At 62.8% G+C, this 26029-nt stretch carries 26 protein-coding genes and 2 tRNA genes; 17 read left to right on the top strand and 11 right to left on the bottom strand.

Annotated features, from left to right (window positions below):
* Nucleotides 1–275: 275 nt before the first annotated feature.
* Nucleotides 276–1052 (bottom strand): enoyl-CoA hydratase, encoded by a 777-nt coding sequence (locus tag AC56KZ_RS18020; protein WP_497163562.1) that lies wholly within the window; start codon nucleotides 1050–1052, stop codon nucleotides 276–278.
* A gap of 81 nt (nucleotides 1053–1133) precedes the next feature.
* Between AC56KZ_RS18020 and AC56KZ_RS18015 the strand changes: the two genes are divergently transcribed.
* Nucleotides 1134–2435 carry an MFS transporter gene (locus AC56KZ_RS18015; RefSeq protein ID WP_497163561.1) on the top strand — a complete coding sequence of 434 codons (1302 nt, stop codon included), beginning with the start codon at nucleotides 1134–1136 and terminating at the stop codon, nucleotides 2433–2435.
* 12 nt (nucleotides 2436–2447) lie between these two features.
* Here the strand turns inward: AC56KZ_RS18015 and mltA are convergent, their stop codons facing one another.
* Nucleotides 2448–3698 (bottom strand): murein transglycosylase A, encoded by a 1251-nt coding sequence (gene mltA, locus AC56KZ_RS18010; RefSeq protein ID WP_497163560.1) that lies wholly within the window; start codon nucleotides 3696–3698, stop codon nucleotides 2448–2450.
* Between the two features lie 11 nt (nucleotides 3699–3709).
* Here mltA and AC56KZ_RS18005 point away from each other — a divergent pair, with 11 nt between their 5' ends.
* The gene (locus tag AC56KZ_RS18005; protein ID WP_497163559.1) at nucleotides 3710–3862 is read left to right on the top strand and encodes a hypothetical protein; all 153 of its coding nucleotides are present in this window, start codon (nucleotides 3710–3712) and stop codon (nucleotides 3860–3862) included.
* Between the two features lie 12 nt (nucleotides 3863–3874).
* Here AC56KZ_RS18005 and apaG read toward each other — a convergent pair whose 3' ends face one another.
* Entirely contained in the window at nucleotides 3875–4249 is a 375-nt protein-coding gene (gene apaG, locus AC56KZ_RS18000; protein WP_497163558.1) for a Co2+/Mg2+ efflux facilitator ApaG/CorD, read from the bottom strand.
* Nucleotides 4250–4383: 134 nt separating this feature from the next.
* On the opposite strand from apaG, the gene rpe reads away from it, so the two are divergent.
* From rpe to AC56KZ_RS17965, 7 genes are all read left to right on the top strand, one after another.
* Nucleotides 4384–5055, top strand: a complete 672-nt coding sequence (gene rpe, locus AC56KZ_RS17995) for a ribulose-phosphate 3-epimerase (protein WP_497163557.1) — start codon at nucleotides 4384–4386, stop codon at nucleotides 5053–5055.
* Nucleotides 5055–5753: a phosphoglycolate phosphatase gene (locus tag AC56KZ_RS17990; protein WP_497163556.1), complete on the top strand. Its 699-nt coding sequence runs from the start codon at nucleotides 5055–5057 to the stop codon at nucleotides 5751–5753. The genes rpe and AC56KZ_RS17990 overlap by 1 nt, the downstream gene beginning before the upstream one ends.
* Before the next feature lie 197 nt (nucleotides 5754–5950).
* On the top strand, nucleotides 5951–7447 hold the full coding sequence (gene trpE, locus AC56KZ_RS17985) for an anthranilate synthase component I (protein ID WP_497163555.1): 1497 nt from the start codon (nucleotides 5951–5953) through the stop codon (nucleotides 7445–7447).
* A 1-nt stretch (nucleotide 7448) separates the two neighbouring features.
* Entirely contained in the window at nucleotides 7449–8015 is a 567-nt protein-coding gene (locus AC56KZ_RS17980; RefSeq protein WP_497163554.1) for an anthranilate synthase component II, read from the top strand.
* A gap of 22 nt (nucleotides 8016–8037) precedes the next feature.
* Complete coding sequence (trpD, locus tag AC56KZ_RS17975; protein ID WP_497163553.1) at nucleotides 8038–9087, top strand: anthranilate phosphoribosyltransferase; 1050 nt, start codon at nucleotides 8038–8040, stop codon at nucleotides 9085–9087.
* 1 nt (nucleotide 9088) lies between these two features.
* Entirely contained in the window at nucleotides 9089–9889 is an 801-nt protein-coding gene (gene trpC / locus AC56KZ_RS17970) for an indole-3-glycerol phosphate synthase TrpC (protein WP_497163552.1), read from the top strand.
* Nucleotide 9890: 1 nt separating this feature from the next.
* Entirely contained in the window at nucleotides 9891–10382 is a 492-nt protein-coding gene (locus AC56KZ_RS17965; RefSeq protein WP_497163551.1) for an energy transducer TonB, read from the top strand.
* 8 nt (nucleotides 10383–10390) lie between these two features.
* On the opposite strand, the gene AC56KZ_RS17960 is transcribed toward AC56KZ_RS17965, so the two are convergent.
* From AC56KZ_RS17960 to AC56KZ_RS17935, 6 genes are read right to left on the bottom strand one after another with little or no spacing between them, the layout of a single operon-like run.
* A complete protein-coding gene (locus AC56KZ_RS17960; protein WP_497163550.1) occupies nucleotides 10391–11707 on the bottom strand; it encodes an amidohydrolase in 1317 nt (438 codons plus the stop codon).
* 25 nt (nucleotides 11708–11732) lie between these two features.
* Nucleotides 11733–13556, bottom strand: a complete 1824-nt coding sequence (locus tag AC56KZ_RS17955) for a M61 family metallopeptidase (protein WP_497163549.1) — start codon at nucleotides 13554–13556, stop codon at nucleotides 11733–11735.
* Between the two features lie 43 nt (nucleotides 13557–13599).
* Nucleotides 13600–14193, bottom strand: coding sequence for a nucleotidyltransferase family protein (locus tag AC56KZ_RS17950; protein ID WP_497163548.1), 594 nt, complete (start codon nucleotides 14191–14193; stop codon nucleotides 13600–13602).
* Nucleotides 14194–14205: 12 nt separating this feature from the next.
* Nucleotides 14206–14664 (bottom strand): (2Fe-2S)-binding protein, encoded by a 459-nt coding sequence (locus tag AC56KZ_RS17945; protein WP_497163547.1) that lies wholly within the window; start codon nucleotides 14662–14664, stop codon nucleotides 14206–14208.
* Between the two features lie 16 nt (nucleotides 14665–14680).
* Nucleotides 14681–15397: a DsbC family protein gene (locus AC56KZ_RS17940; protein ID WP_497163546.1), complete on the bottom strand. Its 717-nt coding sequence runs from the start codon at nucleotides 15395–15397 to the stop codon at nucleotides 14681–14683.
* A 48-nt stretch (nucleotides 15398–15445) separates the two neighbouring features.
* Nucleotides 15446–16669, bottom strand: coding sequence for an FAD-dependent monooxygenase (locus AC56KZ_RS17935; RefSeq protein WP_497163545.1), 1224 nt, complete (start codon nucleotides 16667–16669; stop codon nucleotides 15446–15448).
* 86 nt (nucleotides 16670–16755) lie between these two features.
* On the opposite strand from AC56KZ_RS17935, the gene AC56KZ_RS17930 reads away from it, so the two are divergent.
* Nucleotides 16756–16831, top strand: a tRNA-Phe gene (locus tag AC56KZ_RS17930).
* A 181-nt stretch (nucleotides 16832–17012) separates the two neighbouring features.
* Here the strand turns inward: AC56KZ_RS17930 and AC56KZ_RS17925 are convergent.
* Entirely contained in the window at nucleotides 17013–17906 is an 894-nt protein-coding gene (locus tag AC56KZ_RS17925; RefSeq protein WP_497163544.1) for a DJ-1/PfpI family protein, read from the bottom strand.
* A gap of 137 nt (nucleotides 17907–18043) precedes the next feature.
* On the opposite strand from AC56KZ_RS17925, the gene AC56KZ_RS17920 reads away from it, so the two are divergent.
* The 3 genes from AC56KZ_RS17920 (at nucleotide 18044) to AC56KZ_RS17910 (ending at nucleotide 20255) form a co-directional block, all read left to right on the top strand.
* The gene (locus AC56KZ_RS17920) at nucleotides 18044–19114 is read left to right on the top strand and encodes a sensor histidine kinase (protein ID WP_497163543.1); all 1071 of its coding nucleotides are present in this window, start codon (nucleotides 18044–18046) and stop codon (nucleotides 19112–19114) included.
* Between the two features lie 20 nt (nucleotides 19115–19134).
* Nucleotides 19135–19824, top strand: coding sequence for a LytR/AlgR family response regulator transcription factor (locus AC56KZ_RS17915; RefSeq protein WP_497163542.1), 690 nt, complete (start codon nucleotides 19135–19137; stop codon nucleotides 19822–19824).
* A gap of 326 nt (nucleotides 19825–20150) precedes the next feature.
* A tRNA-Phe gene (locus AC56KZ_RS17910) sits at nucleotides 20151–20255 on the top strand.
* 63 nt (nucleotides 20256–20318) lie between these two features.
* Here AC56KZ_RS17910 and AC56KZ_RS17905 read toward each other — a convergent pair.
* On the bottom strand, nucleotides 20319–21872 hold the full coding sequence (locus AC56KZ_RS17905; protein ID WP_497163566.1) for a cryptochrome/photolyase family protein: 1554 nt from the start codon (nucleotides 21870–21872) through the stop codon (nucleotides 20319–20321).
* Nucleotides 21873–22053: 181 nt separating this feature from the next.
* Here AC56KZ_RS17905 and AC56KZ_RS17900 point away from each other — a divergent pair, with 181 nt between their 5' ends.
* The 4 genes from AC56KZ_RS17900 to AC56KZ_RS17885 all read left to right on the top strand — a co-directional run bounded on the left by AC56KZ_RS17900 (nucleotide 22054) and on the right by AC56KZ_RS17885 (nucleotide 25837).
* Nucleotides 22054–22749, top strand: coding sequence for an SDR family NAD(P)-dependent oxidoreductase (locus tag AC56KZ_RS17900; RefSeq protein WP_497163565.1), 696 nt, complete (start codon nucleotides 22054–22056; stop codon nucleotides 22747–22749).
* 91 nt (nucleotides 22750–22840) lie between these two features.
* On the top strand, nucleotides 22841–23839 hold the full coding sequence (locus tag AC56KZ_RS17895; protein WP_497163541.1) for a sensor histidine kinase: 999 nt from the start codon (nucleotides 22841–22843) through the stop codon (nucleotides 23837–23839).
* Nucleotides 23840–23934: 95 nt separating this feature from the next.
* Nucleotides 23935–24357 (top strand): hypothetical protein, encoded by a 423-nt coding sequence (locus AC56KZ_RS17890; protein ID WP_497163540.1) that lies wholly within the window; start codon nucleotides 23935–23937, stop codon nucleotides 24355–24357.
* On the top strand, nucleotides 24350–25837 hold the full coding sequence (locus AC56KZ_RS17885) for an ATPase domain-containing protein (protein ID WP_497163539.1): 1488 nt from the start codon (nucleotides 24350–24352) through the stop codon (nucleotides 25835–25837). Before AC56KZ_RS17890 ends, AC56KZ_RS17885 begins: the two co-directional genes overlap by 8 nt.
* Nucleotides 25838–26029 lie beyond the last annotated feature (192 nt).

Raw genomic sequence — 26029 nt, 5'->3', positions numbered from 1 at the left:
AACGCTTAATACTTTTGTGAACATTTGATAATTTAAGTAATCAAGGACCGAAGTCCCTGGCACCTTCATCAAACGCCCACACTTATCGACTGTTAATTTTTAAAGAACTGTATTCGGCACTGCCTCGCTGTGTTCTGAGAATCGTTTTGTTCGTCAGCAGCAGAGGAACAAGAGTATGAGGCAACTCCTGATACTCGTCAACCCCTTTTTTGCTACGCCGCAGCGGTCGCGCAAGGTTTTTGTGCGACCGGTTTTTCCTGCGACATCGAACTGCCTTACATGCCTTCGAAGTTCGCCTTGCGCTTTTCGAGGAAGGCCGACATGCCCTCTTTCTGCGCCGGCGTACCGAAGGCGGCGTGGAAAAAGCGACGCTCGTAGCGCACGCCTTCGGTCAGCGTCGTCTCGAAAGCACGGTTGACCGAATCCTTGATCGCCATCGCCACCGACACCGGCATCTCGGCGATGGTGTTGGCCACGGCCAGCGCTTCCTCCATCAGCGTCTCGGCCGGGAAGATGCGCGACACCAGGCCGGTGCGCTCCGCTTCAAGCGCGTCGATCATGCGCGAGGTCAGCAGCATGTCCATGGCTTTCGATTTGCCGATGGTGCGCGGCAGGCGCTGGGTGCCGCCCGCGCCCGGAGTGACGCCGACCTTGATCTCCGGCTGGCCGAACTTTGCCTTGTCGGATGCGATCAGGAAGTCGCACATCATCGCCAGTTCGCAGCCGCCGCCGAGGGCATAGCCCGCGACAACGCCGATGACTGGTTTACGCACGTTCAGGATATGTTCCCAGTTGCGGCCGATATAGTTGCCCGGATAGGTGTCCACATAGGTGTAATTGGCCATGGCAGCAATGTCGGCGCCTGCCGCGAAGACCTTTTCGCTGCCGGTGAGGATGATGACGTTGACGGCCGGGTCGGCATCGTACTGATACAGTGCGTGGCCGAGTTCGTTCATCATGTTGTCGTTCAGCGCATTCATCGCTTTCGGACGATTCAGGCGGATCACGACTACCTTGCCGTGGTTTTCGATCAGCAGGTCAGCATATTCCATGGGGCACCCTTATTCAGTGAGAGGTTAGAGAAGACACTGCCGCGATTGTAGCGCCTCCCGTGGCGGCGATGACAGGTATGATTGCCGGAAAAACAATCCGGAGACACCGTCATCGCCCCGCAACCAGGAACAGGTTTTCTCGACACACTGCGCAGCGACCCGATGCTGCGCAATCCCGACTTCCGCCGTTTCTGGCTGAGCAGCATCCTCACCAATTTCGGCGCCCAGGTGACGATGCTTGCACTGCCGCTGTGCGCGGTACTGCTGCTGCACGCGACCCCAGCCCAGATGGGGATGCTCGCTGCAATCCAGTCCCTGCCCTTCCTGCTGTTCGGCTTGCCGACCGGCGTCCTGCTCGATCGCAAGCGGCGCCTGCCGGTGATGCTGGCCAGTGATGCGATGGTGGCCGTCGCCCTGGTCAGCGTGCCGGTCGCCTGGTGGCTGGGTGTGCTGTCGGTGCCGTGGATCTATGGCGTCGCCTTTGCGATCGGCACCGGCTATGTCGTCGGCGGAGGCGCCGAACAGGTTTACCTGACGTTCCTCGTCGGGCGCAATCACCTGATCGCCGCCCATGCCAAATTCGGCGCGACCGAATCGGCCTCGCGCCTGCTGGGGCCGGGCATTGCCGGCGGCCTCGTGCAGTTGCTGGGCGCGCCGCTGGCGGTGCTGTGCAATGTCGTCGCCTTTGCGGTCTCGATCGCCAACCTGAAACGCATCAAGGTGCGCGAACCGGAACCGCTCCCGCCGCAGGCCCATCCGCTGGCCGACATCCGGGATGGCCTGGCATTTGTGTGGAACATGCCGCTGCTGCGCACCCTCGCCTGGATCGCGGCGGCATGGCATCTCTGCTTCTATGCATTTACGGCGCTGAACGTGCTGTTCGCTTCGCGCGTGCTGGGCTTGTCGCCGGGGACGATGGGAGCGGCGCACATGGTGGGTGGACTTGGCGTGCTGGCCAGTTCGCTGCTGGTCAAGCCGCTGTCCGAGCGCTTCGGTGTCGGCGCAACCATCGTGATCGGCCTATGCAGCTCGGCGCTGGGCTTCGCGCTGCTCCCGCTGATTCCGGGCGACGGCGACGCCAGCGCGACCGTCATCTTTGCCGCCTATGCGCTGGTCGTGTTCTGGCTCGACTGCGGTGCGATGCTGTTCTTCATGCCCTATATCGCCCTGCGCCAGCGCATCACGCCCGATGCCATGCTGGGCCGGATGGTGTCGACCATGCGCTGCCTGACCGTGGCGACCGCGCCGCTCGGCGCCCTGGCGGCCGGGGCCCTGGCCGAGCGGTTCAGCGTGCGGACAGGGCTCATGTTCGTGGCGGCGCTGGCGACCATGCTGGCCATCGCCACCGTTTTCGGCACCCGGCTGCGCAGCGCGGATGCGTGAACTCAGCTGGGCTTATTTCGGCAACAACACCCACACCGACCCGCGCTGCTTCATGCGTCCTGCATACTCCGCCGCATTCCCCCCAAACCCGAAGAAGAAATCCGCACGCACTTGGCCGCGGATCGCGCCGCCGGTGTCCTGCGCCATCATCAGGCGCTGCAGCGGTGCGCCGTCGGCCGGATGCGAGGTGGCCAGGAACAGCGGTGCGCCGAGCGGCACGTGCTGCGGGTCGACCGCTACCGAGCGCTCGGGCGTGAGCGGCACGCCGAGCGCGCCCTTGGGACCGACGTTCGGGTCCGGCAGGCGCTCTTCGCGGAAGAAGATATAGCTCGGGTTCACGTTCAGGAGTTCCTGGCGCCGCGTCGGATTGGCCACGATCCACGCCTTGATGCTCTGCGCCGAGACACCGTCGGCCGGCAGCTCGCCCTGCTCCACCAGCCAGCGCCCGATCACCTTATACGGATGACCGTTCTGGTCGGCGAAGGCGATGCGCACGGTCTCGCCTGTCTCCTCGATGCGCACCCGGCCCGAGCCCTGGACTTCGAGGAAGAAGGCCTCGACTGGATCGTCCACCCAGACCAGCTCCTTGCCACTCAGCGGCGCGCGTTCGATCTCGGCGCGGGTGCTGTAGGGCACCACGGTCTTGCCGACCAGGCGGCCGCGCAGGCGCATGTTTTTCAAACTCGGATAGGCCGAGGCCAGGTCCACGGTCAGCAAATCGTCCGGCACCCGGTACAAGGGGGTCTGGAAAGCGCCGCCGCGCTTGCGCGAACCACGCAGCATCGGCTCGTAATAGCCGGTGATCAGGCCGGTCTCGAGGCCGTCCGGGGAGCGCATCTGGTGCGGCACGAAGTAATTTTCGAAATAGCGGCGGATGGCCGCGCCGTCGCCGCCATCGACCGTGGCCGCTGCCGTGCATGGTCCCTTCCACTCGGCTTTCCTGACCAGCACGCGGCACGAGGCCGTGAACGCCGGCCAGGCCTGGCGCAGGTCGTCCTGCTGCCAGCCGGGCAGCGATGAAAACGCGACCGGGGTTCGGGCAGGCGCCGGCGCCGGGGTGGGAGCGGGAATGCCGATCGGACCGACCGGCGGTGGCATGATCACGGGCGGCCGGGCCGGCTCAGGCTGGGGCTGCGCTGGCTGCGGCTGGGGTTTTACCGGCGCCGGTACAGGCATGGGCGCCTGCGGCGGCGTGCCGCAGGCGGCCAAAAGAAGGGCCACGAGGGCGAACGAGCTTGGTACACTGCGGCGTATCGATTGCATAAGGAACGTGTATGTGGATCTTGATGTTGGAAGCAGGCGTGGCCCTGTTCCTGCTGGTGTTTATCGTCTGGTGGACGATGTTTTCGGGCCGCCCGGAAGAGCGCAAGCGGCCGCTGCGTGAAGAAAAAAAGGAAGCGCCGCGCGAGCCGCCACCGGTTCCCTGATCAGGTCCCCGATCAGTGCAGCATGCTCGGCAGCGTCAGCACGAACTCCGGAATCTTGACTTCGAAACGATGGCCATCCTCGGCCACGCAGAAATATTCGCCATGCATCGAGCCCTGCGGGGTGTCGAGCGAGGTGCCGCTCGTGTATTCGAACTGCTCGCCCGGTTTCAGCAGCGGCTGGTGGCCGACCACGCCCAATCCCGCCACTTCCTGCACGCGGTTGCTGGCATCGGTGATGACCCAGTGGCGTGAGATCAGCTGGGCCGGCACTTCGCCGCTATTGCGGATCGTAATCGTGTAGGAAAAAACATACTCGTCGCGGTCCGGCTTGGATTGCTCGGGCTGGTACTTGGTCCGGACGGTAACGGTGAAATCGTAGGTTGCCATCGGCTGCTCTTCTCTTATTAGTGGAAACGCGGGTGCGCAAAAGCCCATGATACCGCGTGGCGGAAATCCCGGCTGCGCGCGACTGGAAGCGGCAAAGCGTAAAATAGCGGCTGTCCATCACTGCTCACCATGCCATGACCACCTACCGCATCGCCCCCAGCATCCTGTCCGCCGATTTCGCCCGCCTGGGCGAGGAAGTGCGCAACGTCGTCGCGGCAGGCGCCGACATCATCCACTTCGACGTGATGGACAACCATTACGTGCCGAACCTGACCATCGGCCCGCTGGTCTGCCAGGCGATCCGCCCGCACGTGCAAGTGCCGATCGACGTCCACCTGATGGTCAAACCGGTCGACCGCATCATCCCCGACTTCGCGAAAGCCGGCGCCAACATCATCACCTTCCACCCGGAAGCGTCCGAGCACATCGACCGCACCCTGCAGCTGATCCGCGACCACGGCTGCAAGGCCGGCCTGGTGTTCAACCCGGGCACGCCGATGCACTACCTCGAGCACGTGATGGACAAGATCGACATCATCCTGATCATGTCGGTCAACCCGGGCTTCGGCGGCCAGTCCTTCATTCCGGAAGCCCTGAAAAAGATCGCCATCGCGCGCCGCCTCATCGACGAATCCGGCCGCGACATCCTGCTCGAAGTCGATGGCGGCATCAAGGCCGACAACATCGCCGCCGCCGCCGCTGCCGGCGCAGATACGTTCGTGGCCGGTTCCGCCATCTTCGGCAAGCCCGACTACAAGGCCGTGATCGACGCCATGCGCGCCGAACTGGCCACGGTCGGCAAATAATGCGGACGGGTGCGGCGGCCATCCGGGCCGCAATCATCGATCTGGACGGCACGATGCTCGACACCGTGCCCGACTTCGAGCTGGCCCTGAACGCCATGCGCGCCGAATTAGCGCTCGCGCCGATCACCCAGGAGCTGATCAAGCCGATGGTCGGCAAGGGCTCGGAAAAGCTGATCCGCGACGTGCTCGCGCTTGATTTCGCCGCCGCGCGCATCGACGCCGCGTACGACGAGGCGATGGCCGCCTACCAGCGCCATTACCTGGCCATCAACGGACAGCGCAGCGTGTTGTACGCGGGCGTGATCGAGGGCCTGCAAGCCATGCGCGAGCTGGGCCTGCGCCTGGCCTGTGTCACCAACAAGCCGATCGCGTTCGCCACCCCGCTGCTGGCGCAAAAGAGACTGGCGCCGTTTTTCGAACTCGTCTATGGCGGCGACTCGCTGCCGCGCAAAAAGCCCGACCCGCTGCCGCTGCTGCAGGTCTGCCGCGACTTCGACCTGGCCCCAAGCCAGGTGCTGGCCGTCGGCGACTCATCGAACGACGCCGAAGCGGCGCGCGCCGCCGGCTGCTTCGTGCTCACCGTGCCCTATGGGTATAACCACGGCGAGCCTGTGCAAAGCATCGATAGCGATGGTATAGTTAATTCGCTACTGGATGCCGCCGAGCTCGTTCGTGCGCACAACAGCACCCAAAACTAAGTCATCTATACATGTTCTCCATTAAAAAACTCATCGTCATCAAGACCAGCGCCCCTGAGGCCTGGGTCTGGCGACGCTGGCAATCCTGGGCCAATTAACCCATCCTGATTGCTGCCGGTGTCCTCGCACCCGGCAGGTTTTTATGACACTACCGCCGCCCATCCTCCAACTCGACTGCTGGCGGCCCGGAGAAGAACATGACCGAACTCGAATTCAAATCGCTGGCCAACCAGGGCTATAACCGCATTCCGCTGATCGCCGAAGCCTTCGCCGATCTGGAAACGCCGCTGACCCTGTACCTGAAGCTGGCCCAGTCTCAGGACACCGGCAAGAACACGTTTCTGCTCGAGTCGGTCGTCGGCGGCGAGCGCTTCGGCCGCTATTCCTTCATCGGCCTGCCCGCCAAGACCCTGCTGCGCAGCAGTGGCAATCTGACCGAAATCGTCACGAACGGCGTCGTCGTCGAAACCCACGAAGGCAATCCGCTCGAGTTCATCGAGCAGTTCCAGGCCCGCTTCAAGGTGGCGCTGCGTCCGGGCATGCCGCGCTTCTGCGGCGGCCTGGCCGGATATTTTGGCTACGATACGGTGCGCCATATCGAGCGCAAGCTGGCCGGCAAAGCGCCGGCCGATCCCCTGGGCCTGCCCGACATCGGCCTGATGGTGACCGAAGAACTGGCGGTGATCGACAACCTGTCGGGCAAGCTGTATTTGATCGTGTATGCGGACACGGCGCAGCCCGAGGCTTTCTCGAAAGCGCGCCAGCGCCTGAAGGAGCTGCGCATCATGCTGCGCCGTAGCGTCGAGCCGCCGGTCACGACAGCGTCGGTGCGCACCGAGGCGGTGCGCGAATTCAGCAAAGAGGACTACCTGGCGGCCGTCGCCCGCGCCCACGAGTACGTGATGGGTGGCGACCTGATGCAGGTACAGATCGGCCAGCGCATCCGCAAGCCCTATGTCGATTCGCCCCTGTCGCTGTACCGCGCGCTGCGCTCGCTGAATCCGAGCCCCTACATGTATTACTACAATTTCGGCGACATGCAGATCGTCGGCGCTTCGCCCGAGATCCTGGTGAGGAATGAAACCTCGGCCACGGGCGAGCGCAAGGTCACGCTGCGCCCGATCGCCGGCACCCGCCCGCGCGGCGCGACGCCGGAACGCGACGCGGTCCTGGCCGCCGAGCTGCTGGCCGACCCCAAGGAAATCGCCGAACACGTGATGCTGATCGACCTGGCGCGCAACGACATCGGCCGCATCGCCGATACCGGCAGCGTCAAGGTCACCGACCGCATGGTCATCGAAAAATACTCGCACGTGCAGCACATCGTCTCGAACGTCGAAGGCGCCCTGAAAGAAGGCATGTCGAATCTGGACGTGCTGCGCGCCACCTTCCCGGCCGGCACCCTGACCGGTGCGCCGAAAGTGCGGGCGATGGAAGTGATCGACGAACTGGAGCCGACGAAGCGCGGCATCTACGGCGGCGCCTGCGGCTACCTGTCGTTTGGCGGCGAGATGGACGTGGCGATCGCGATCCGCACCGGCGTGATCAAGGACGGCAACCTGTATGTGCAGGCCGCGGCCGGCATCGTGGCCGATTCGATTCCGGAAATGGAATGGCAGGAAACCGAAGCCAAGGCGCGCGCCGTGCTACGTGCGGCCGAGCAGGTGCAAGACGGACTGGATGGGGAGCTCTGACATGCTGCTAATGATCGACAACTACGATTCCTTCACTTACAACATCGTCCAGTATTTCGGCGAGCTGGGTGAAGAAGTAAGCACCGTACGCAACGACGAGATCACGCTGGAGGCGATCGGCCAGATGCATCCCGACCGCATCTGCATTTCGCCGGGCCCGAAAGCCCCGGTCGATGCCGGCGTGTCGGTCGACGTCATCAAGGAATTCGGGGGCAAGCTGCCGATCCTCGGCGTCTGCCTCGGCCACCAGGCCATCGGCGAAGCCTTCGGCGGCAAGATCGTGCGCGCCAAGCAGGTCATGCACGGCAAGACCTCGCTCATCGCCCATACCGGCGTCGGCGTCTTCAAGGGGCTGCCCAGCCCCTTCACCGTGATCCGCTACCACTCGCTGGCGATCGAACGCGCCTCCTTGCCGGCCTGCCTGGAAGTCACCGCCTGGACCGACGACGGCGAGATCATGGGCGTGCGCCACAAGGAATACGACATCGAGGGCGTGCAGTTCCACCCCGAGTCGATCCTGTCCGAGCACGGCCACGCGCTGTTGAAGAACTTCCTCGAGCGCAGTTAATTCACCTGATACTGGAAACGCCATGCCGATCACCCCACAAGAGGCGCTGCTGCGCTGTATCGATCACCGCGAGATCTTCCACGACGAGATGCTGTCGCTGTTCCGCCAGATCATGTCGGGCGAAATGTCGCCGACCATGGTCGCGGCGCTGACCATGGGCCTGCGCGTGAAGAAGGAAACCATCGGCGAGATCACGGCCGCGGCGCAAGTCATGCGCGAGTTCTCGACCAAGGTGCCGATGGCCGACACCACCCACCTGCTCGACATCGTCGGCACCGGCGGCGACGGCGCCCACACCTTCAATATTTCCAGCGCCGCGATGTTCGTGGCCGCCGCCGCCGGCGCGCGCGTGGCCAAGCATGGCGGGCGCAGCGTCTCCTCGTCCTCGGGCAGCGCCGACCTGATCGAAGCGCTGGGCGCCGACATCGACCTGACACCGGAACAGATCGCGCAATCGATCGCGCAGACCGGCATCGGCTTCATGTTCGCGCCGAACCACCATGCGGCCATGAAGCACGTGGCGCCGGTACGCCGCGAGCTGGGCGTGCGCAGCATCTTCAACATCCTCGGCCCGCTGACCAATCCCGCCGGCGCGCCGAACATCCTGATGGGCGTGTTCCACCCGGACCTGGTCGGCATCCAGGTACGCGTGCTGCAGCGCCTCGGCGCCCAGCACGCGATGGTGGTCTGGGGCCGCGACAACATGGACGAAGTCTCGCTCGGCGCCGGCACCCTGGTCGGCGAACTGGTGAACGGCGAAATCCGCGAATACGAAATCCACCCGGAAGATTTTGGCATGCCGATGATCGCCAGCCGCAACCTGAAGGTCGCCAATACCGAAGAGTCCAAGACGCGCGTGCTCGAAGCGCTGCGCGGCGAGCCGGGACCGGCCTGCGACATCGTGGCGCTGAACGCCGGCACCGCCTTGTATGCAGCGGGCATAGCCGCCTCGATCGAAGATGGCCTGGCCAAGGCGCGCGCCACCATCGCCTCCGGCGCGGCCATGGCCAAGCTCGAGCAATTCGTGAACGTCACGCGCCAGCTCGGTGCCAAGCTAATTTTCCCCGCCTAACATGTCCGACATCCTGAATAAGATCCTGGCCGTCAAGGCCGACGAAGTCGCCGCCGCCAAAAAATACCGCGACCTGGCCAGTCTGCGCCGCGAAGTCGAAGGCGATGCTGTTCTGCGCGCCGATATCCGCGGTTTCGAAGCGAACCTGCGCAAGACCATCGCCGCAGGCCGCGCCGGCGTCATCGCCGAGGTGAAAAAGGCCTCGCCCTCGAAAGGCGTCCTGCGCGCGGATTTCCGCCCGGCGAACATCGCCGAAAGCTATGCCGAGGGCGGCGCCGCCTGCCTGTCGGTGCTGACCGACGTGAATTTTTTCCAGGGCTCGCCTGAATACCTGCGCCAGGCGCGCGCTGCCTGCGAACTGCCGGTAATCCGCAAGGATTTTATTGTCGACATGTACCAGGTGTATGAAGCGCGCGCGATGGGGGCCGATGCCATCCTGCTGATCGTGGCGGCCCTCGATCATGGCCTGATGGCGGAATTGGAAGCCTGTGCTCAGGAACTCGGCATGGACGTTCTGGTCGAAGTACATGACGGTGATGAGTTGACCGCGGCACTGCGCCTCAAAACGCAACTGCTCGGCATCAATAACCGCAACCTGCGCACTTTCGAGGTCACGCTCGACACGACTCTTGGCCTGCTGCCGAACATTCCGGCGGACCGCCTGGTCATCACCGAGTCGGGCATCCTGGTGCCGGGCGATGTACAGCGCATGCGCGAGGCGAACGTGCACGCGTTCTTGGTGGGCGAAGCCTTCATGCGGGCTTCCAACCCTGGCGCCGAACTTCGACGATTATTCGACTAACATGACAACTACCATCCGCACCCGGGCCGCTCTCCTTCTTCTACTGGCAGCCCTGGGCGGATGTAGTGCCGTCCAGCCCGGCGTGTCCAGGGAAGGAAGTTTCGTCACCGATATCGTCTCCGCCGGCCGAACGGCCGCACCGGTCGCACCGCCTTCGCGCACGCTCGACGCCTACAAGGCGGTGGTGGCGCACCACATCATGCAGCACAACAGCGCACAATCCTTCAGCGGACGCCTGCCGCCGATCCTGCCGGCAATCGTGGTGCTGAACATCACGGTCGACGAAGAGGGAGCAGTCCAGGACGTCGCCGTACAGCGCTCGCGCGACCAGAATGCGTCCGAAGTGGCGCTGGCCTCCATGCGCCGCAGCGGCCCCCTGCCGAAGCCGCTTAACCTGCTGGCGGCCAAGCTGCGGACGTTTACGTTTTCCGAGACTTTCCTGTTCGGTGACCGTTACCGGTTCCAGTTGCGCAGTCTGGCAGAGCCGCAATAACGAAAAACCTACCGTCCCAACACATTCAACACCGCCATGCTCATGGCCTGCGCCGCCGTCTTGATCGACGGTTCCGGCACCGGGGCATAGAACGGCGAATGATTAAAGGCGATCGGCTTGCCGCCTTCGCGCTCTGCTTCACGCACGGTCTTCGGATCGTAGATGCCCGTGAAGAAGAACATCGACGGCACGCCGGCGTTGACGAACTGGGAAAAATCTTCGCTGGCCGTCATGGCCGGCATGCGCTGGGCATTGGCGGCGCCGAAGGCGTCCTTGAAAACGGCCTCGGTTTTGAGCACCAGCGCATCGCTGTTGACGATGGCGGCGCCGCCTTCGAACAGCTTGAAATCGGGCGCCGGCGCGCCGGACATCGCCGCCGACGCATTCGCCACGCGGCGCACGCCCTCGAGCAGCTTGGCGCGTACCGCCGGGCTGTACGAGCGGATGGTGCCGCGTATTTGCACGCTGTCGGGGATGATGTTGCCGACCGTGCCGCCCTGGATCGCGCCGATCGTCACCACGCCGAACTCCTTCGGGTCTTTCTCGCGGCTGATCACCGCCTGCACGTCGACGACAAAACGGGCGGCAATCATGATCGGGTCGAGCGACTTGTCCGGCGCCGAGCCGTGGCCGCCGCGGCCCTTGAAGACGATCTCCAGCGTATCGGAATTCGACGACACGACGCCGGTGTTATAGCCGACCGTGCCATGCGCGAGCGGCCAGGAGTGCAGTGCGAAGGCGTAGTCCGGTTTCGGGAAGCGCGTAAACAAGCCGTCGGCCAGCATCGCTTTCGCGCCCGAGCCCACTTCTTCCGCCGGCTGGCCCACGAAAACCAGCGTCCCCTTCCACTGCGATTTCAGTTCCACCAGCGTCCTCGCGGTGCCAAGCCAGCCAGCCATGTGGATGTCGTGGCCGCAGCTGTGGGTGACGAAACTCTCGCGTCCGTCGTTCGTCGCTTTCGCGCGGCTGGCATAGGGCAAGCCGGTTTTCTCTTCCATCGGCAGGCCGTCGAGCTCGGTACGCACCATCACCGTCGGCCCGGCGCCATTTTTAAACACGCCGACGACGCCGGTCTTGCCGACCTTTTCGGTCACCGTGAAGCCAAGTCTGCGCAGCTCGGCGGCCAGCTTGCCGGCCGTGCGCACTTCCTGGAAGGCGATCTCCGGGTGGGCGTGCAGGTCCTTGTAGACGGTGTCGAGCCAGGGGTACATGCCGTCCACCCGGGTCGTGACCTCCTGCTTGAGCGGTGCGGGAAGCTGGGCCAGGGCCGGAATGGTGGACAGTGCAAGGACGGCTGCGACAAGCTTTTTCAAGGAGGGCCTCATGGATGGATGGGCGATGAGCCGGCGCTCAGCGCGCGCTCGGGCGGGGAAGGATCGAGGGCGATTTCTTGCCGGGGACGGCGTGCGCCAGGGTGATGCACGCGACCTTGTCGCCCTGCAGGGTCAGGTCGAAAGCGATCAGTTCGTCGCGGCGAAAGGCGTGGATCACGACGCGGTCGCCGACCCGGTAGCGCGACAGCAGCGCATCGAGGTTCGACGGGTTGCCGGTCACGCGCAGGCCGTCGACCGCGATCACGATGTCCAGCGCCGACAGGCCGGCCTGGTGCGCCGCGCCGCCCTCGTGGACCTGGGTCAGTTTGACGCCGAGCGGGTCGCGGCCGATGCCCGCGTCGAACGAGGGCTTGCCGGCTTTCCTCTCGTCCTGCAGCTTGACGCCGAAGGGGGTGAACAGCCTGGCCAGCGGGATGTCGTCGACGCCGCGCACGTATTTGTCGAACAGGCCGCGCAATTTCAGGCCGCTGACTTCGTCGAACAGCGCCTCCACCTCCTGCTCGGTCACGCCGCGCCCGGCGCCGGCATAGAAGTCGCGGCCGTAGCGCACCCACAGCGAGCGCATGACGTCGTCGAGCGACTTCGCGCCGTCGGTTTTGGCGCGGATGGTCAGGTCGAAGGCCAGCGCGATCAGCGAACCCTTGCTGTAATAGCTGATGATCGCGTTCGGCGAATTCTCATCCTGGCGGTAGTACTTGCTCCAGGCATCGAAACTGGAATCGGCCACGCTCTGCTTGGTGCGGCCACTGCCGCGCAGCACGCTGCTGATCGTCTTGGCCAGCATCTTGAGATAGGTCGGCTCCTTGATGATCCCGGCGCGCACCAGCATCAGGTCGTCGTAATAGCTGGTGAAACCCTCGAACAGCCAGAGCAGCGGCGTGTAATTTTCCACCTGCAGATCGTAGGGCGCGAACACCGCCGGCTTGATGCGCTTGACGTTCCAGGTATGGAAGTATTCGTGGCTGCACAGGCCCAGGAATTTCAGGTAGCCCTCGTTCGGCTCGCCGGACGCGGGCATCGCGCTGCTCGGCAGGTCGGCACGGGCGCAGATCAGCGCGGTCGAGGCGCGGTGCTCGAGGCCGCCGTAACCGTCGCCCACGGCCATCGTCATGAACACGTAGCGCTCGACCGGCGCGCGCCTGGTCTGCGGTTCGAAGAACGCGATCTGCGCTTCGCAAATCGCCTTCAAATCCGCTTGCAGGCGCGCCATGTCCAGGTTCGGCACCAGGCCCGTGACGACGATGTCGTGCTCGATGCCGTGCGCCTTGAAGCTGGCCAGCGCGAAGTCGCCCATCTCCACCGGGTGGTCGATCAACTCGTCGTAATTGGCCGCGACATAGGTGCCGAAGCCATAACGCTTGGCGCCCAGCTCCTTCATGGCGGTGGCCACGCGCCAGGCTTTCGCGACCGGGTTGCCAGGGCGCTGGATGTCCACCTCGTGTGCGCCCTCTTCCTGGCCGAGCACGCGCAGGAACACGCTGGTGCCATTGAAAAAGCCGTGGGTCTGGTCGAGGTGCGCGGCGCGCACCGACAGGTCCCAGGCATAGACTTCGTAGTGCAGCGTCAGTGGGCCGGCCACGGGCGCGGCCTGCCAGGCATGCTTGTCGAGTTTCGTGAGCGCCACCGCGGCGCCGTTCGACTCGGCGCGGATGCGCACGATGTTGCGCGCGAACTCGCGGATCATGTAGCTGCCCGGGATCCAGGCCGGCAGTGCGAACACCTGGCCGTCGGCGTTCGGCGCCGGGACGGTCACCGTGACCTGGAACAGGTGCCCTGCCAGGTCTGTCGGAACGATGGTGTAATGGATCGCGGGCTGTTTGATCGAGGCTGTTTTTTTCATGATGGCGAAGGAATCGGCTGACTCGCTAGTGTAACGGATTCGGTCACGGCGGCGATACAAGGTCGGCGGGCGTATCGACGTCGCGCAAGATGCCGGGGTCGATCACCGCGACCTGCGTGACGGGGCAGGACTGCAGCAGCGCGCGGGCGCCGGCGTCTCCCTGCAGCGCCAGCAGCGCCGCCAGGTGGATGCCGCCAAAGGCGACGGGATTGCCGCGCCGGCCCTGGTGGACCGGGGCCGCGATCCCGGCCCCACTGGCCAGGGCATCGAGCAGCGCGCGCATCGTGTCGGTGCGCACCCAGGGCATGTCGCCCAGCGCCACCAGCCAGGCGTCGGCCGGCGTGGGGAAACAGGCAAGCGAATGGCCGATCGCGTGCACCAGCGAGGCCCCCATGCCGGTGTCGGCCCCGGCGCAGACGGTCACTTCGCAGCCGAGCGCGCGCAGCGCGGCCGCCACGCCGCCGTCCGCGGGCGGCACGACGGCAATCACGCGCGGAAGGACATCGAGAAGATGACGTGCGCTGGCCAGGACGACAGGTTCGCCGCCGGGCAGGAGCTGTAGCAGCTTGTTGCGTGCACCCTGAGGGTCGAAGCGCCGCCCGCGGCCGGCCGCCAGCAGGATGCCGACGGCATTCATCGGGGCCAGCCCTCAGACAAGGGTCGTGGCGGCATCCTTGATCGCCGCGCGGATGCGTTGGTAGGTGCCGCAGCGGCAGATGTTGCCGCTCATGGCGCTATCGATCGCGGTGTCGTCCGGGCTGCGATTGGTGCGCAGCAGCGCCGTCGCGCTCATCACCTGCCCGCTCTGGCAATAGCCGCATTGCGGCACGTCGTGGCGGATCCAGGCGGCCTGCACGGCTTTGCCGACCGGATCGAGGCCAATGGCTTCGATGGTGGTGATCCTCTTGCCGACGCTGCTGCCCACCGGCGTGACGCAGGCGCGCACCGGCGCACCGTCCAGGTGCACGGTGCAGGCGCCGCACAGGGCCGCGCCGCAGCCGAACTTGGTGCCGGTCAGGTTCAGGTTGTCGCGCAGCGCCCACAGGATGGGCGTGGCCGGATCGACGTCGACGCCGACGTCGCGGCCATTAATGTTGAGCTGGACCACGCCGCTTGCCCTCGCGTTACTTCAGCGACTGCAGCTTCGCTTCGAGCGTCGGCAGGTCGACCGCGCCCGGGATGCGGGTGCCGTCGATGAAGAAGATCGCCGGGGTGCCTGTGATATTAAGCTTCTGGCCGAGTTCGACGACCTTCGCGTTCGGCGTCTCGCAACTGGCCGGCGTCGCAGGCGGAACCTTGTTGTTGATCATCCAGTCGTCCCAGGCCTTGACCCGGTTCGGCGCGCACCAGATGTTCTTCGACTTCGTGAACGAATCCTCGTTCAGGATGTTGTACATGAAGGTGTAGATCGTGACGTTGTTCAGGTCCTTGAGCGTGGTCTGGCGCAGGCGCTTGCAGTAGCCGCAGTTCGGGTCTTCGAAGACGGCGATGACGCGCTTGCCGTCGCCCTTGACCTGTTTCAGCGCCAGGCTCAAAGGCAGCTCGGAGAACTTGATTTTGTTGAGGTCATCGAGGCGCGCGCGCGTCAGGTTCTTCGAGGTCTTGGCCTCGAACACCTGGCCGATGAACAGGAACTCAGCCTTCTTGTCGGTGTACAGGATGTCGCCGCCGACGCGCAGTTCGTACAGGCCGCTGTAAGGCGTTTCGCTGATCGACTCGATCTTGGCGCCACCGAGACGCGGCTCGATGTTCTTGCGGATGTTCGCTTCAACACTGTTTTCGGCGCCGACACACGAGGCCATCATCCCCAGCGCCAGCAGCGCGGCGATCTTGGTTTTCATCACAATCTGATCCTTGTTGAATATGAACTGCGGAATATGCCCAGCGTCTTACTTGCCGATGGCATGCGCCATCAGGCGCTGCTTTATGAAGGGCAATTTATCGAGCAAATTTAGCCCCAAATTGCGCGCAATGCGCAGCGGTTCGAGGTTGGCGCCAAAAAGACGTTCCAGGCCATCGGTGGCTAGTTGCATGAGCAGCACGTCTTCCTTGCGCGCACGCGCATAGCGCGCCAGCACCCGCTCGTCGCCGGGTCCGCGCTGCTCTTCACGCCCGGCCACCACGCGCAGCAAGTCCCGGATGTCGCCGAAACCCAGGTTCATGCCGTGCCCGGCCAGCGGATGCACGGCGTGGGCAGCGTCGCCGACCAGGGCCACATGGGGAGCGGTCAGCGCATGCGGGCGCACCAGGGCCAGGGGCACCGACTTGACCGACTCCGGCTGCAGGGGCTTGAGCGCGCCGAGCGCCGCGTCGGCATACTCGCCGAGGCGGATCGCCAGTTCGCCCATCGACTCGTCCATCAGCTGGGCGGCCAGGGTTTCCGGGGCCGACCAGACCAGCGACACGCGCTGGCCCGGCAGCGGCAGCAAGGCGATGATGCCGTCGGCGCAGGTGAACCACTGGTGGGCCACGCCATGGTGCGGCTTTTCGCAGGAAAAATTGGTGACGATGGCGCGCTGGTGGTAGGAGCGGTAGTCGATGCCGATGTCGCACTGGCCGCGCACCCAGGAATCGCGCCCGTCGGCGCCGACGACCAGCCCGGCATCGATCCGGCGCCCGTCTTCGAGTTCGATCGCCGCACCGCCCGCGCCGCAGACCAGGCGCGCTGCGCAGCCCTGGACCAGCTGGACGTTGTGCGCGAATTTCAGGGCGGCGTCGAGCGCACCATTCAGGTTGCTGTCCTCGACGATCCAGGCCAGCGCCCCGGTGCGGGCGCCAAAGGCGTCGAAGCCGAGGCTGCCGCCATTCTTGCCGTCGCCATTGACCGCCATCGCATCGACCGGGGCCACCCGCGCCAGGTCGAGCGCGCCCCACACCTTCAGCGAAGCCAACAGGTCGTGGGCGGTATGGTTCAGCGCGTACACGCGCACGTCCCACGGGCGTTCGCCGCCTGAGCCAACGACGCCCTCGCCCGGCGTCGCCGCCGGCACCAGCAGCGTCACCGTGTGCCCGGCCTGGGCAAAGCCGAGCGCGGCCGTCTTGGCGATGGCGCCATTGCCGACGATGCAGACGTCGCTGCGATAGGGTGCGATGGAGGAAGTGGCGGTCGTCATGCCGGCCATTATAGCGGGATGTCCAAAGAAAGTTGCAGCCGGGACTTGCAGAGCCGCAGGAGGCTGGCTATAATCATGCCTCTCTTGGCCTGGTAGCTCAGTTGGTAGAGCAGAGGATTGAAAATCCTTGTGTCGGTGGTTCGATTCCGCCCCGGGCCACCAAGAATATAGTTCACGCAACGCCCACTCATGCAAGTGGGCGTTGTCGTTTGTGGACTCCACAGTCTTGTGTCCGGTCCATTTCCGGACGTCCGATGTTTTGCCAACGATCGTGTGTTGGCGAACATGACGATTTACTTAAGTGAAAATGAGACCATCATCTTGCGTGATCAAACTCATCGGATCACGTGAAGCTTGCCGGGCTCGCATCGAACGTCTTCTTGTGGGCATCCATGCAGAAGTAGTAAGTCCGCTTACGATAGACGGAAGATGAGGCGCCCCCCTTGTCCAACTCCATTTCGCACACCGGACAGATCGGGTGCTGTTCAGTGGAGAGGCGTCGTTTGGCATAGGCCATGTTCGAAGAAGGGTCCAACCACCCCTGCCCTTGATATTCCAGCGTATTGGCGGTGTTTTTCGCCACCGTGCGACCGAAATACCGTTCCACCACGCGCAGCGTCAGGTCGATGCCGGAGGAAAGCCCGCCGGAGCTGGCAAGGTTGCCCGCTTCGACAAAGCGCGCGCCACGCTTGAGCGAAACGTCAGGGAATTTCATCGCAAACTCATTGTAAGAAGCGTGATGGGTGGTGGCCGGCTTGCCCGCCAACAGCCCGGTCTTGGCGAGCAGGAAAGCACCCGTGCAGACCGACATCGTCAAGTCCGCGGTGTGCGCCGTCTCCCTCACCCACTCCAACACCGCCTCGTTGCGCGCGCTTTGCGCCGGGATGACGATGACTTTGGGCGCAGGCGCATTGGCAAACGTGTAGTTCGGGACGACGATCATTCCGCCACTGGCAGTGATCGGAGCCGCAGTTGCGGCAACCGTGTATAGCTGGAACACTGGGTCCGCTGCGCGTCCAGGCACGCTGACGTTGCTAAATACTTCCCAAGGCCCTGCAAAATCAATCACCACCGCGTCGTCGGATAGCAGAAAGGCCACCGGAATGCTGCCTTCTGCGGGCGGTTGCAGTCGATTGGGCGCGGCAGGAGTGGGCTGCGGCTTCGCTTGTCCCGAAGTGGGGAGCGTCGCCGTCAACCCCATCGCGGTCGAGAAGCGAAAGAGGTCACGTCTGTTCATGAGGTCATTTCAAGGAAAATGCCACGTCAGTGGCGGAGCATGTAGTGTCCCACCGCGTCGGCGGCTGCACGAGGTGCCTTGCTGCATGCTGCCGTGGTTTCGCTGCAAACCTTCGCCCGGAACCGGATTTCCTCTCTATGATGGCGACCATGACAAAAAACGCTTACGTGGCAGGCGCCTGGCTGGCGCTGGCCTTGTTCGATTCCACCCAAACCGTGGTGTCGATGCGGGCCATGGGCATGCATCACGCCTGGTGGACGCTGTTCTTCGTGGTGCTGGCTTCTTGGGCACCATGGGCGCTGCTCACACCCGTCGCGCTGACATTGCTGCAGCGTTTCCCCCTGCCATCGAAGACGGCTGCACCGTGGCTCGTGCATATTGCTGCGTGCCTTGGCTTCGGCCTTGCATGGGCCACCTGGGGCGCATTGCTTGAACACACGACCAATCCCTTTGCCTATCCCAAAGGCTCTGATCCATACTGGCCGCTTTGGAAGGCAAAATTCCTTGGCACGCTTGTTGGCGACGTGATCCTGTATGGTGCGATCGCGACGCTCAGCGTCGCTTTCGACACGCGCCACCGACTCCTGCACCAGCAAGCGGCGAGCGCACGCCTGTCGGAGTTGCTGGCCCAGGCCCAGTTATCAGCACTGCGCTTGCAACTTGAGCCGCATTTCATCTTCAATGCCCTGAACGCAGTCACAGGCCTGATCCGCCAGGAGAAGCACAGCGAAGCGATCTCCATGATCGCAGGGCTGGGCCACCTGATGCGGCGCGTGACTGACCGTTCGGAACGCCAGTACGTGACGCTGGACGACGAAGCCGATTTCCTGCGCAAGTATCTGGACATACAGCAGATGCGCTTTGCTGAGCGGCTACGCATCCAGATCGACTTGCCTGCCGCGTTGATGCAAGCCCATGTACCGGACTTCATCCTGCAGCCACTGGTTGAAAACGCCCTCAAGCATGGCATCGCCAAACGAGCGAAGGGCGGAGTGCTGAGCATCACTGCGGCACGCAGCGGCGATACGCTGACGCTGGGCGTCCTGAACGAGGGTCAATTGCTGCCGCAAAAAATTGTAGAAGGCGTTGGTATCTCCAATACGCGCCAGCGCTTGCAGGCGCTGTATGGAGGTGCATCATCGTTGACGCTGCAAAATACTGCCGGCGGCGTACTGGCCACGATTACCCTTCCCTATCGCGCAAACTAATGAAATGCCCTTTGCGCGTCATGATTATCGATGACGAACCGCTCGCTCGCAGCAACCTTACCGTGCTGCTGGCGCGCGATCCGGCCATCGCCTTGGTGGCCCAGTGCGGCTCCGCCGAAGAAGCGCTGACCGCGCTCATTACAGCCAAACCGGAACTGGTTTTCCTCGACGTGGAAATGCCCGAATGCGACGGGTTCGAACTACTTGACCGTATCGGCCCGGCGCCCGCTTTCGCGATTGTCTTCGTCACCGCCCATCATCAGTTCGCCGCGCGCGCATTTGAAGTCGGCGCTCTAGACTACCTACTGAAGCCCTTCGATGATCAGCGCTTCCAGCGCGTGCTTGAACGCGTGAAGGAGCGCCTGAGCGTACCCAGTGAAACGCAACGCTTTATCGTCAAGAACGGCAACACGCTGGAGGTGGTGAAGTATGTAGAGATCGACTGGATCGAAGCCAGTGACTACTACTCGACGCTGCACGCCGGCGGCCGCAAGCATATGTTGCGGCGCAGTCTGGCAGACCTGGATGCCCTTCTGGCAGTCCATGGCTTCTACCGCATCCATCGCTCCGCGATCGTCAACCTCAATCGCATCCGCGCGTTGGAAATCCGCGAAGATGGCGAATACGAAGTTGTGTTGGAAACCGGCCAACGCCTGCGCATGAGCCGACGCTACCGCAAGACTGTGCTTGAGCGCCTGACGCCGGGCTAACGGCACCCTCACGTCGAAACCTGCTTCACCTCCAAGAAATCGACCTGAGTGTCCAATCGACCAGATTGTCCTGTGCTGGTCGTTTCGTATGCTACTCAAGCAGGATGGGGCGGGGGTGAAACCATCGCGTCGGGAAGATACCTCGCCCCCACGGTCGCAATGCATTCAAACCGGCCGGTCCGTTGCCGGTCTATTGTGCGAATTTCGCCGCCTGAGTGACCATGATGTGTGTTCAGAAAATCAGGCATGGGCAGGCAGAACCGCCGCGCGATGCGCCAGCGGATCTGCCGTAGCGTTTGACCGGCGACCAGCTATCGAAGTTGGCGGGCCGTAGCGGAACCCTGGCGCGGCAAACCGATGAAGTACTAACAAACGCAGCGCGAAGATTGAAAATCCTTGTGTCGGTGGTTCGATTCCGCCCCGGGCCACCAAGAATTCCGCAGTAACGCAAAACGCCACCCTCGAGGTGGCGTTGTTGTTTCCGCAGTCCGGCGTCACAGCGCATCCAGGTTCGCCGTCACCCCTTGCGCTTGCGCCTGGAACTCCATCACCGCGGCGGCGTCCATCTTCTCCAGCTGCCGGTACACCATTCCGATGCGCGGATTCCGTGCCAATGACGCCGCATTACGATGGAAAAAATCCCAGTACAGGGCATTGAACGGACAGGCGAGCTCGCCGATACGGCTTTTCTTGTCGTAGTGGCAGCCCTTGCAGTAATCGCTCATCCGGTCGATGTAGGCGGCACTCGAAACATAGGGTTTGGTCGCCAATAGCCCGCCATCGGCGAACTGGCTCATGCCCACGGTGTTCGGAAGTTCGACCCATTCGAAGGCGTCGATATAGATGCCCAGGTACCACCGGTGCACCTCGCCCGGATGCAGGCCTGCAAGCAGGGCGAAATTACCGATGATCATCAGGCGCTGGATGTGATGGGCATGAGCGTGCTCGAGCGACTGGGTGATTGCGTGTTTCAGGCAGTTCATTTTGGTGTCGCCATCCCAGAACCACGATGGCAGCGCCCGCGTGTGCCCGAAAAAGTTCTTTTCCGAATACTCGGGCATCTTGGCCCAGTACACGCCGCGCACATATTCGCGCCACCCCAGGATCTGCCGGATAAAGCCTTCCACTGCCGCCAGCGGTGCCTGCCCCGCATGATAAGCAGCCTCGGCCTTGCCGACGACCTCGCGCGGATTCAGCATTTTGACGTTCAAGGCGAACGACAACAGCGAATGGAACAAGCGCCAGGCCTTGACGCTCATGGCGTCCTGAAAATCACCGAACCGGGGCAGCGCATTGCCGATAAATGCGTCCAGCTGTTGCACGGCCTCGTCGCGGTTCAGCGCCCACGGGAGCCGATCGGCTTTCGGATTGCCGAAGCTTGCCACGCCCGCCTCCACAATCGTGTTCCACAGAATGGAATGATCATGCAGGGTCCGCGGATCGTTTGGCTCGGCAGGGTCGCCGCGCCACGGTTTGCGGTTGTCCGCATCGTAGTTCCACTGGCCGCCGGCTGGCTTGCCGGCGGCGTCCATCAAGACCTGGTGTTCGATGCGCATCTGGCGATAAAAAAACTCCATCAGCCACTGTTTGCGCCCGGCAAAAATGTCCGCGGCCTGGTTACGGCTTGAATAATAGTGATCACTGTCGACCATCATCCAGCGCACGGGCGAGCGCCGTCCGTGCCGGTACAACTGCTCATCCAGGCGCCATTCGTCGGGCTCCTGGTATTCGACGGCCTTCGCCTGGTAGTGATCGGCCAGCGCGTCGATGTTCGCCGGAATCGCTTGCAGATTGCGCGGGTCGTCGATCGCCAGGTAATGCACCCGATGGCCGGCTTCGCGCAACTGGCGCGCGAAGTCGCGCATCGCGGCAAAGATCGCCAGGATTTTTTGCGCATGATGCAGGACGTAGTCGGTTTCCTGCCGTACCTCCATCAAGACATGGATGATGGCGTCGTCGACGTCGGAGAACCAGCGGTGCCGCCGATTGAGCTGGTCGCCAAGGATCAGCCTGATCGTCGGCCCTGATGTGCGTTCTGTCCCTGTCATCCTCAACTTTCCGGTTGTCGGCGGTTCACTGATCGTCGTCGCCATGAGCCGGAAGTTTAGCCGAGTGCATGGCTGCCGCCGCTGCTTGCCTCGTCAAATAAGCGGGTCAACGCCGTGTGTGTCCCGGCCTGCCTCCGGTACACTCGACTCCCGGTCCACCGCCATTGAAAAGCACATCATGATGAACAGCCTTCCCGACCAGTTTCACGCCCTGGTCATCGGCGCGTCGGGGACGATCGGGGCGGCGTTTGTCGACTTGCTCGGCAGTTCGCCGCGCTGCGCATCGGTGCAAGGACTGCATCGCCACTCGGCGCCGCGCGTCGATTTCGCAGATGAAAACAGCGTTGCCGAAGCAGCGCGCGTCCTCGGCGCCGGCCGGTCTTACCACTTGATCATCAACGCGGCGGGCCTGTTGCACACTGACGCCTTCATGCCGGAAAAACGCCTGGCCGACCTGAATACCCTGCAAATGCAGGCGACCTTCCAGGCGAATACCTTCGGACCTGCGCTGGTGATGCGCCATTTCGTTCCGCTGCTGGCGAGCGAGCGCGCCATCCTGGCCATGTTGTCGGCCAAGGTGGGCAGCATCGGCGACAACCGCCTGGGTGGCTGGTACAGCTACCGCGCTTCCAAGGCCGCCCTGAACATGATGGTCAAAACCGCCGCCATCGAAGTCGCACGCAACCAGAAAAACAGTGTGCTGGTTGCCTTGCATCCGGGTACCGTCAGCTCACGCCTGTCGCAGCCATTTCGGGGCGAAACCATCGGGCGCCCTGCCCATGACGCCGCCGCCGACATGCTGCACGTTCTCGATGCGCTGACGCCAGCCGACAGCGGCGCATTCCGCTCCTACAACGGCGCCGAGCTGCCCTGGTAGCTTCCACCACGTCCTTACGAATGAAAGTTCTTTTGGTGGGCAAACGTGTATAGTGAATCTTTGGCACGCACTGCCTGGGAGTTTCACGCACATGAATGGGACTTCAACATTAGCTGGCCTTTCCGGGAATGCTGACGAGGTAAAGCAGAAGATCGCAGCCCTTTCGAAGGAAAATGATGTCCTGAAGGCAGCAGTTGCAGCGCTACAGGAGCAATTATGGGGCATGCGGGAGAGCGAAAGTGCTCACCTTGAGCAGCAGCAACAACTCGAGCAGCTGCGCGAAGCCAATCAACACCTGATCCTTGCAACGTTCGGCGCCCAGGACTCGACATCGGCGGCGGAGGCAGTCAACAAGCGGCAGACAGTGTTCCTGTCCATGCTGGCGCATGAGTTGCGCAATCCAATGGCGTCCATCGCGATTGCCAACTCCGTCCTGGAAAGCCTGAACCTTGCTCACCCGCGCGTGAGCAAACTGCTTGCCATCACACGGCGGCAAGCCAACCACCTTGTGCGTTTGGTCGATGACCTGCTCGACGCGTCGCGTATCAGCACCGGCAAGATCTCTCTCCAAACGCACATGATCCCGTTAAGCGAGGTCATCGACAGTGCAGTCGAAACCGCCGAGCCGTTCTTCACGAAACGGGGACAGACCCTCCAGATCAAGCTGCCGCCTGTGCCGATTGTTTTGCTCGGGGATCTGGTCCGGCTGTCGCAGCTGTTTTCAAATCTGCTCATCAACGCCAGTAAGTTTTCCGATGCCAACGCTACGGTGTGGGTCACTGCGTCGCAACAAGGCCACGATGTGCGCGTAGCCGTCAAGGACCATGGCAAAGGTATCGCGCTCGACCATCAACCAGGAATTTTCGACTTGTTTTCGCAAGGCGAGGACGCCATCGAAAACACCCTGTCCGGCGGCCTCGGGATCGGCCTGTCGCTCGTCAGGTCGATCGCCGAAATGCATGGCGGCTCGGTCATGGTGGAGAGTGCCGGTGTCGGGTGCGGGAGCGAATTCATTGTCTTGCTTCCCCTGCCAGGCGTTGGCCCCAATCCTATTCACTCCGCCGGTAATGAACTGCCTGTCATGGCATGAGGCGTGCAGATGATGCGGCATCGGTTCACGGGGCGCTGGAACGCCGCTTCGATAATAATGTAGAACCCAGTGCGGTACTTACTTCAGCAAATCACATGGCAACAGACGACGAATTACTGCGCGAGCGAATCGGGCAGGTGCTTGCTGGCCGCCCTGATACGTGTGCCGAGGTCAGCCTGGCTTTATTGCAGAGTCTGGCTAAATCCTTGAGCCAGCTGATCGGCGCCGACGGGATCGATTCCTTGCTGTTTCGCGTTGCACGTCGCGTCAGCATCGAACATCCCTGGTTTCAGTTTTCGCCAGGGACCCTCTTTTCGGATCCTCAGCTTGCGGCATTGCGCAGCTGCTTCGAGGCGCAGGATCCCGGCCAGGCGCGCGCCGCCAGCATGCTGCTCTTCAGCACCCTCATCGATGTTCTTGCGTCATTGATCGGCGCGCACCTAACAACCTTAATTTTCAAATCTGCACTCGATGGCGCTAACGTCGCTATCAGCAGCAAGGAGCAGAATGATGAATAAGCGGGTAAAAATCAGGCGACTCGTCACTGGCATACCCGGGTTTGATGACCTGCTGGGCGGCGGCATCCCGGAATTTTCATTCAACCTGATCGCAGGAACGCCCGGCAGCGGCAAGACGACACTGGCGCACCAGATGATGTTTTCGCTGGCGACCCCGGTTTGCCGCGCCCTGTTTTTCACGGTTCTGGGCGAACCTCCTTTGAAAATGCTGCGCTATCAACAGCAATTCGAATTTTTCGACTTCGACAAGCTCGACACCTGCGTCAAATTCGTGAACCTGTCGGCTGACATGATCGACGGCGATTTTGACCGTGTACTGAAACGCATTACCGCGGAAGTCCAGGAATTCGAACCGAGCCTGGTATTCGTCGATTCCTTCCGTTCCGTCGTGCACTCGGCAAGATCGACCGACCAGGGTGCGTCCGACTTGCAGCGCTTTGTCCAGCAATTGGGAATGCAGATGACCAATTGGCAAGCCACGACCTTCCTCATCGGCGAATATCTTCAGCCGGAAGCCGAGTCCGGCCCCGTATTTACGGTGGCCGACGGAATCATCTGGCTATCGCAATTGGTACGCGGCGACTCGATGGTACGCAAAATTCAGCTTGTGAAGATGCGTGGTGTCGCACAAAAGCTGGGAACGCACACCTTCCGCCTGGACGACAGCGGCGTCACGGTATTCCCGCGTGCCGTGCTTCAGGCGCCCGAAAAGGAGCGGTCGAGTTTCACGACCGGACATCGACTGGCGCTCGGCGTGCCGGAACTCGATGCGATGATGGGCGGCGGTATTCCTGCCGGCTATTCCGTCTTGCTGGTAGGCCCATCCGGCTCCGGCAAAACGATCCTGACCACGGAATTCCTCGCTGAAGGGGTGCGACTTGGCGAGAAGGGGGTCATCGCGGCATTCGAGAAAAGCCCGAACCAGCTCTTGAGCCACAAACTCGCTCAGCTGGTCGATGCGGGCAATGTCGGGATCATCAACACCCGTACCCTCGACCTGTCGCTCGACGAGATCCTGCACGACCTGGTCAAGATGATCAAAGAGAAAAAAGCAACGCGTGTCGTGATCGATTCCCTGTCGGGTTTCGAGCTCGCGCTATCGCCTATTTTTCGAGACAATTTCCGCGAATCGCTGTATCGGCTGGTCGCAGTGCTGACCGGGATGGGGGCAACGGTGCTCATGACCGCGGAATTGGAAGACCGCTATACCGTGCTGAGGTTTAGTTCCTACGGGAACGCGTTTCTTGCCGACGCAATCATCATGCAGCGCTATGTGGAGTTGAGCGGACAGTTCAAGCGTGTTATCTCCGTGGTCAAGGTACGCGGCAGCGAACACAGCAAGGATGTGCGCTTCTTCGAAATCGAGGGCGATACCGTCATCATCGGCAAACGCCTGACCGGGTTCAGCGGCATTTTGTCTGGCCAGCCCTTGCGCCGCAAGCGGGGTGAACGGGTCAGAATGAAGCTGACCTTGTCCTGACGACAGCACCGCAAACACAGCAACGCCACCATCCGCCTTTTGACGGAAGGTGGCGTTTTTCTTTGTGGCAAAGCCGTGCCAGGCGAAACACCCCACTTGTTCATTTGTAAGTGTTGTAACTATGTACGCTAAGCCACACAGGGATTTCCGGTAGGAACTGTATAACTAGTTGCATGCAAACGGCCTCAGCGC

Source organism: Telluria sp. LT2P34, from assembly GCF_059685915.1.
The sequence above is the reverse complement of the archived record's forward strand: the minus strand, read 5'-3'. Positions and strand labels throughout refer to the sequence as shown.

Excerpts from the sequence above, each read along its gene's own strand:
- AC56KZ_RS18020 (WP_497163562.1), bottom strand. The coding sequence starts at position 1,052 with ATGGAATATGCTGACCTGCTGATCGAAAACCACGGCAAGGTAGTCGTG.
- mltA (WP_497163560.1), bottom strand. The coding sequence starts at position 3,698 with ATGCAATCGATACGCCGCAGTGTACCAAGCTCGTTCGCCCTCGTGGCC.
- AC56KZ_RS18005 (WP_497163559.1), top strand. The coding sequence starts at position 3,710 with ATGTGGATCTTGATGTTGGAAGCAGGCGTGGCCCTGTTCCTGCTGGTG.
- apaG (WP_497163558.1), bottom strand. The coding sequence starts at position 4,249 with ATGGCAACCTACGATTTCACCGTTACCGTCCGGACCAAGTACCAGCCC.
- rpe (WP_497163557.1), top strand. The coding sequence starts at position 4,384 with ATGACCACCTACCGCATCGCCCCCAGCATCCTGTCCGCCGATTTCGCC.
- AC56KZ_RS17990 (WP_497163556.1), top strand. The coding sequence starts at position 5,055 with ATGCGGACGGGTGCGGCGGCCATCCGGGCCGCAATCATCGATCTGGAC.
- trpE (WP_497163555.1), top strand. The coding sequence starts at position 5,951 with ATGACCGAACTCGAATTCAAATCGCTGGCCAACCAGGGCTATAACCGC.
- AC56KZ_RS17980 (WP_497163554.1), top strand. The coding sequence starts at position 7,449 with ATGCTGCTAATGATCGACAACTACGATTCCTTCACTTACAACATCGTC.
- trpD (WP_497163553.1), top strand. The coding sequence starts at position 8,038 with ATGCCGATCACCCCACAAGAGGCGCTGCTGCGCTGTATCGATCACCGC.
- trpC (WP_497163552.1), top strand. The coding sequence starts at position 9,089 with ATGTCCGACATCCTGAATAAGATCCTGGCCGTCAAGGCCGACGAAGTC.
- AC56KZ_RS17965 (WP_497163551.1), top strand. The coding sequence starts at position 9,891 with ATGACAACTACCATCCGCACCCGGGCCGCTCTCCTTCTTCTACTGGCA.
- AC56KZ_RS17960 (WP_497163550.1), bottom strand. The coding sequence starts at position 11,707 with ATGAGGCCCTCCTTGAAAAAGCTTGTCGCAGCCGTCCTTGCACTGTCC.
- AC56KZ_RS17955 (WP_497163549.1), bottom strand. The coding sequence starts at position 13,556 with ATGAAAAAAACAGCCTCGATCAAACAGCCCGCGATCCATTACACCATC.
- AC56KZ_RS17950 (WP_497163548.1), bottom strand. The coding sequence starts at position 14,193 with ATGAATGCCGTCGGCATCCTGCTGGCGGCCGGCCGCGGGCGGCGCTTC.
- AC56KZ_RS17940 (WP_497163546.1), bottom strand. The coding sequence starts at position 15,397 with ATGAAAACCAAGATCGCCGCGCTGCTGGCGCTGGGGATGATGGCCTCG.
- AC56KZ_RS17935 (WP_497163545.1), bottom strand. The coding sequence starts at position 16,669 with ATGACGACCGCCACTTCCTCCATCGCACCCTATCGCAGCGACGTCTGC.
- AC56KZ_RS17925 (WP_497163544.1), bottom strand. The coding sequence starts at position 17,906 with ATGAACAGACGTGACCTCTTTCGCTTCTCGACCGCGATGGGGTTGACG.
- AC56KZ_RS17920 (WP_497163543.1), top strand. The coding sequence starts at position 18,044 with ATGATGGCGACCATGACAAAAAACGCTTACGTGGCAGGCGCCTGGCTG.
- AC56KZ_RS17915 (WP_497163542.1), top strand. The coding sequence starts at position 19,135 with ATGATTATCGATGACGAACCGCTCGCTCGCAGCAACCTTACCGTGCTG.
- AC56KZ_RS17905 (WP_497163566.1), bottom strand. The coding sequence starts at position 21,872 with ATGACAGGGACAGAACGCACATCAGGGCCGACGATCAGGCTGATCCTT.
- AC56KZ_RS17900 (WP_497163565.1), top strand. The coding sequence starts at position 22,054 with ATGAACAGCCTTCCCGACCAGTTTCACGCCCTGGTCATCGGCGCGTCG.
- AC56KZ_RS17895 (WP_497163541.1), top strand. The coding sequence starts at position 22,841 with ATGAATGGGACTTCAACATTAGCTGGCCTTTCCGGGAATGCTGACGAG.
- AC56KZ_RS17890 (WP_497163540.1), top strand. The coding sequence starts at position 23,935 with ATGGCAACAGACGACGAATTACTGCGCGAGCGAATCGGGCAGGTGCTT.
- AC56KZ_RS17885 (WP_497163539.1), top strand. The coding sequence starts at position 24,350 with ATGAATAAGCGGGTAAAAATCAGGCGACTCGTCACTGGCATACCCGGG.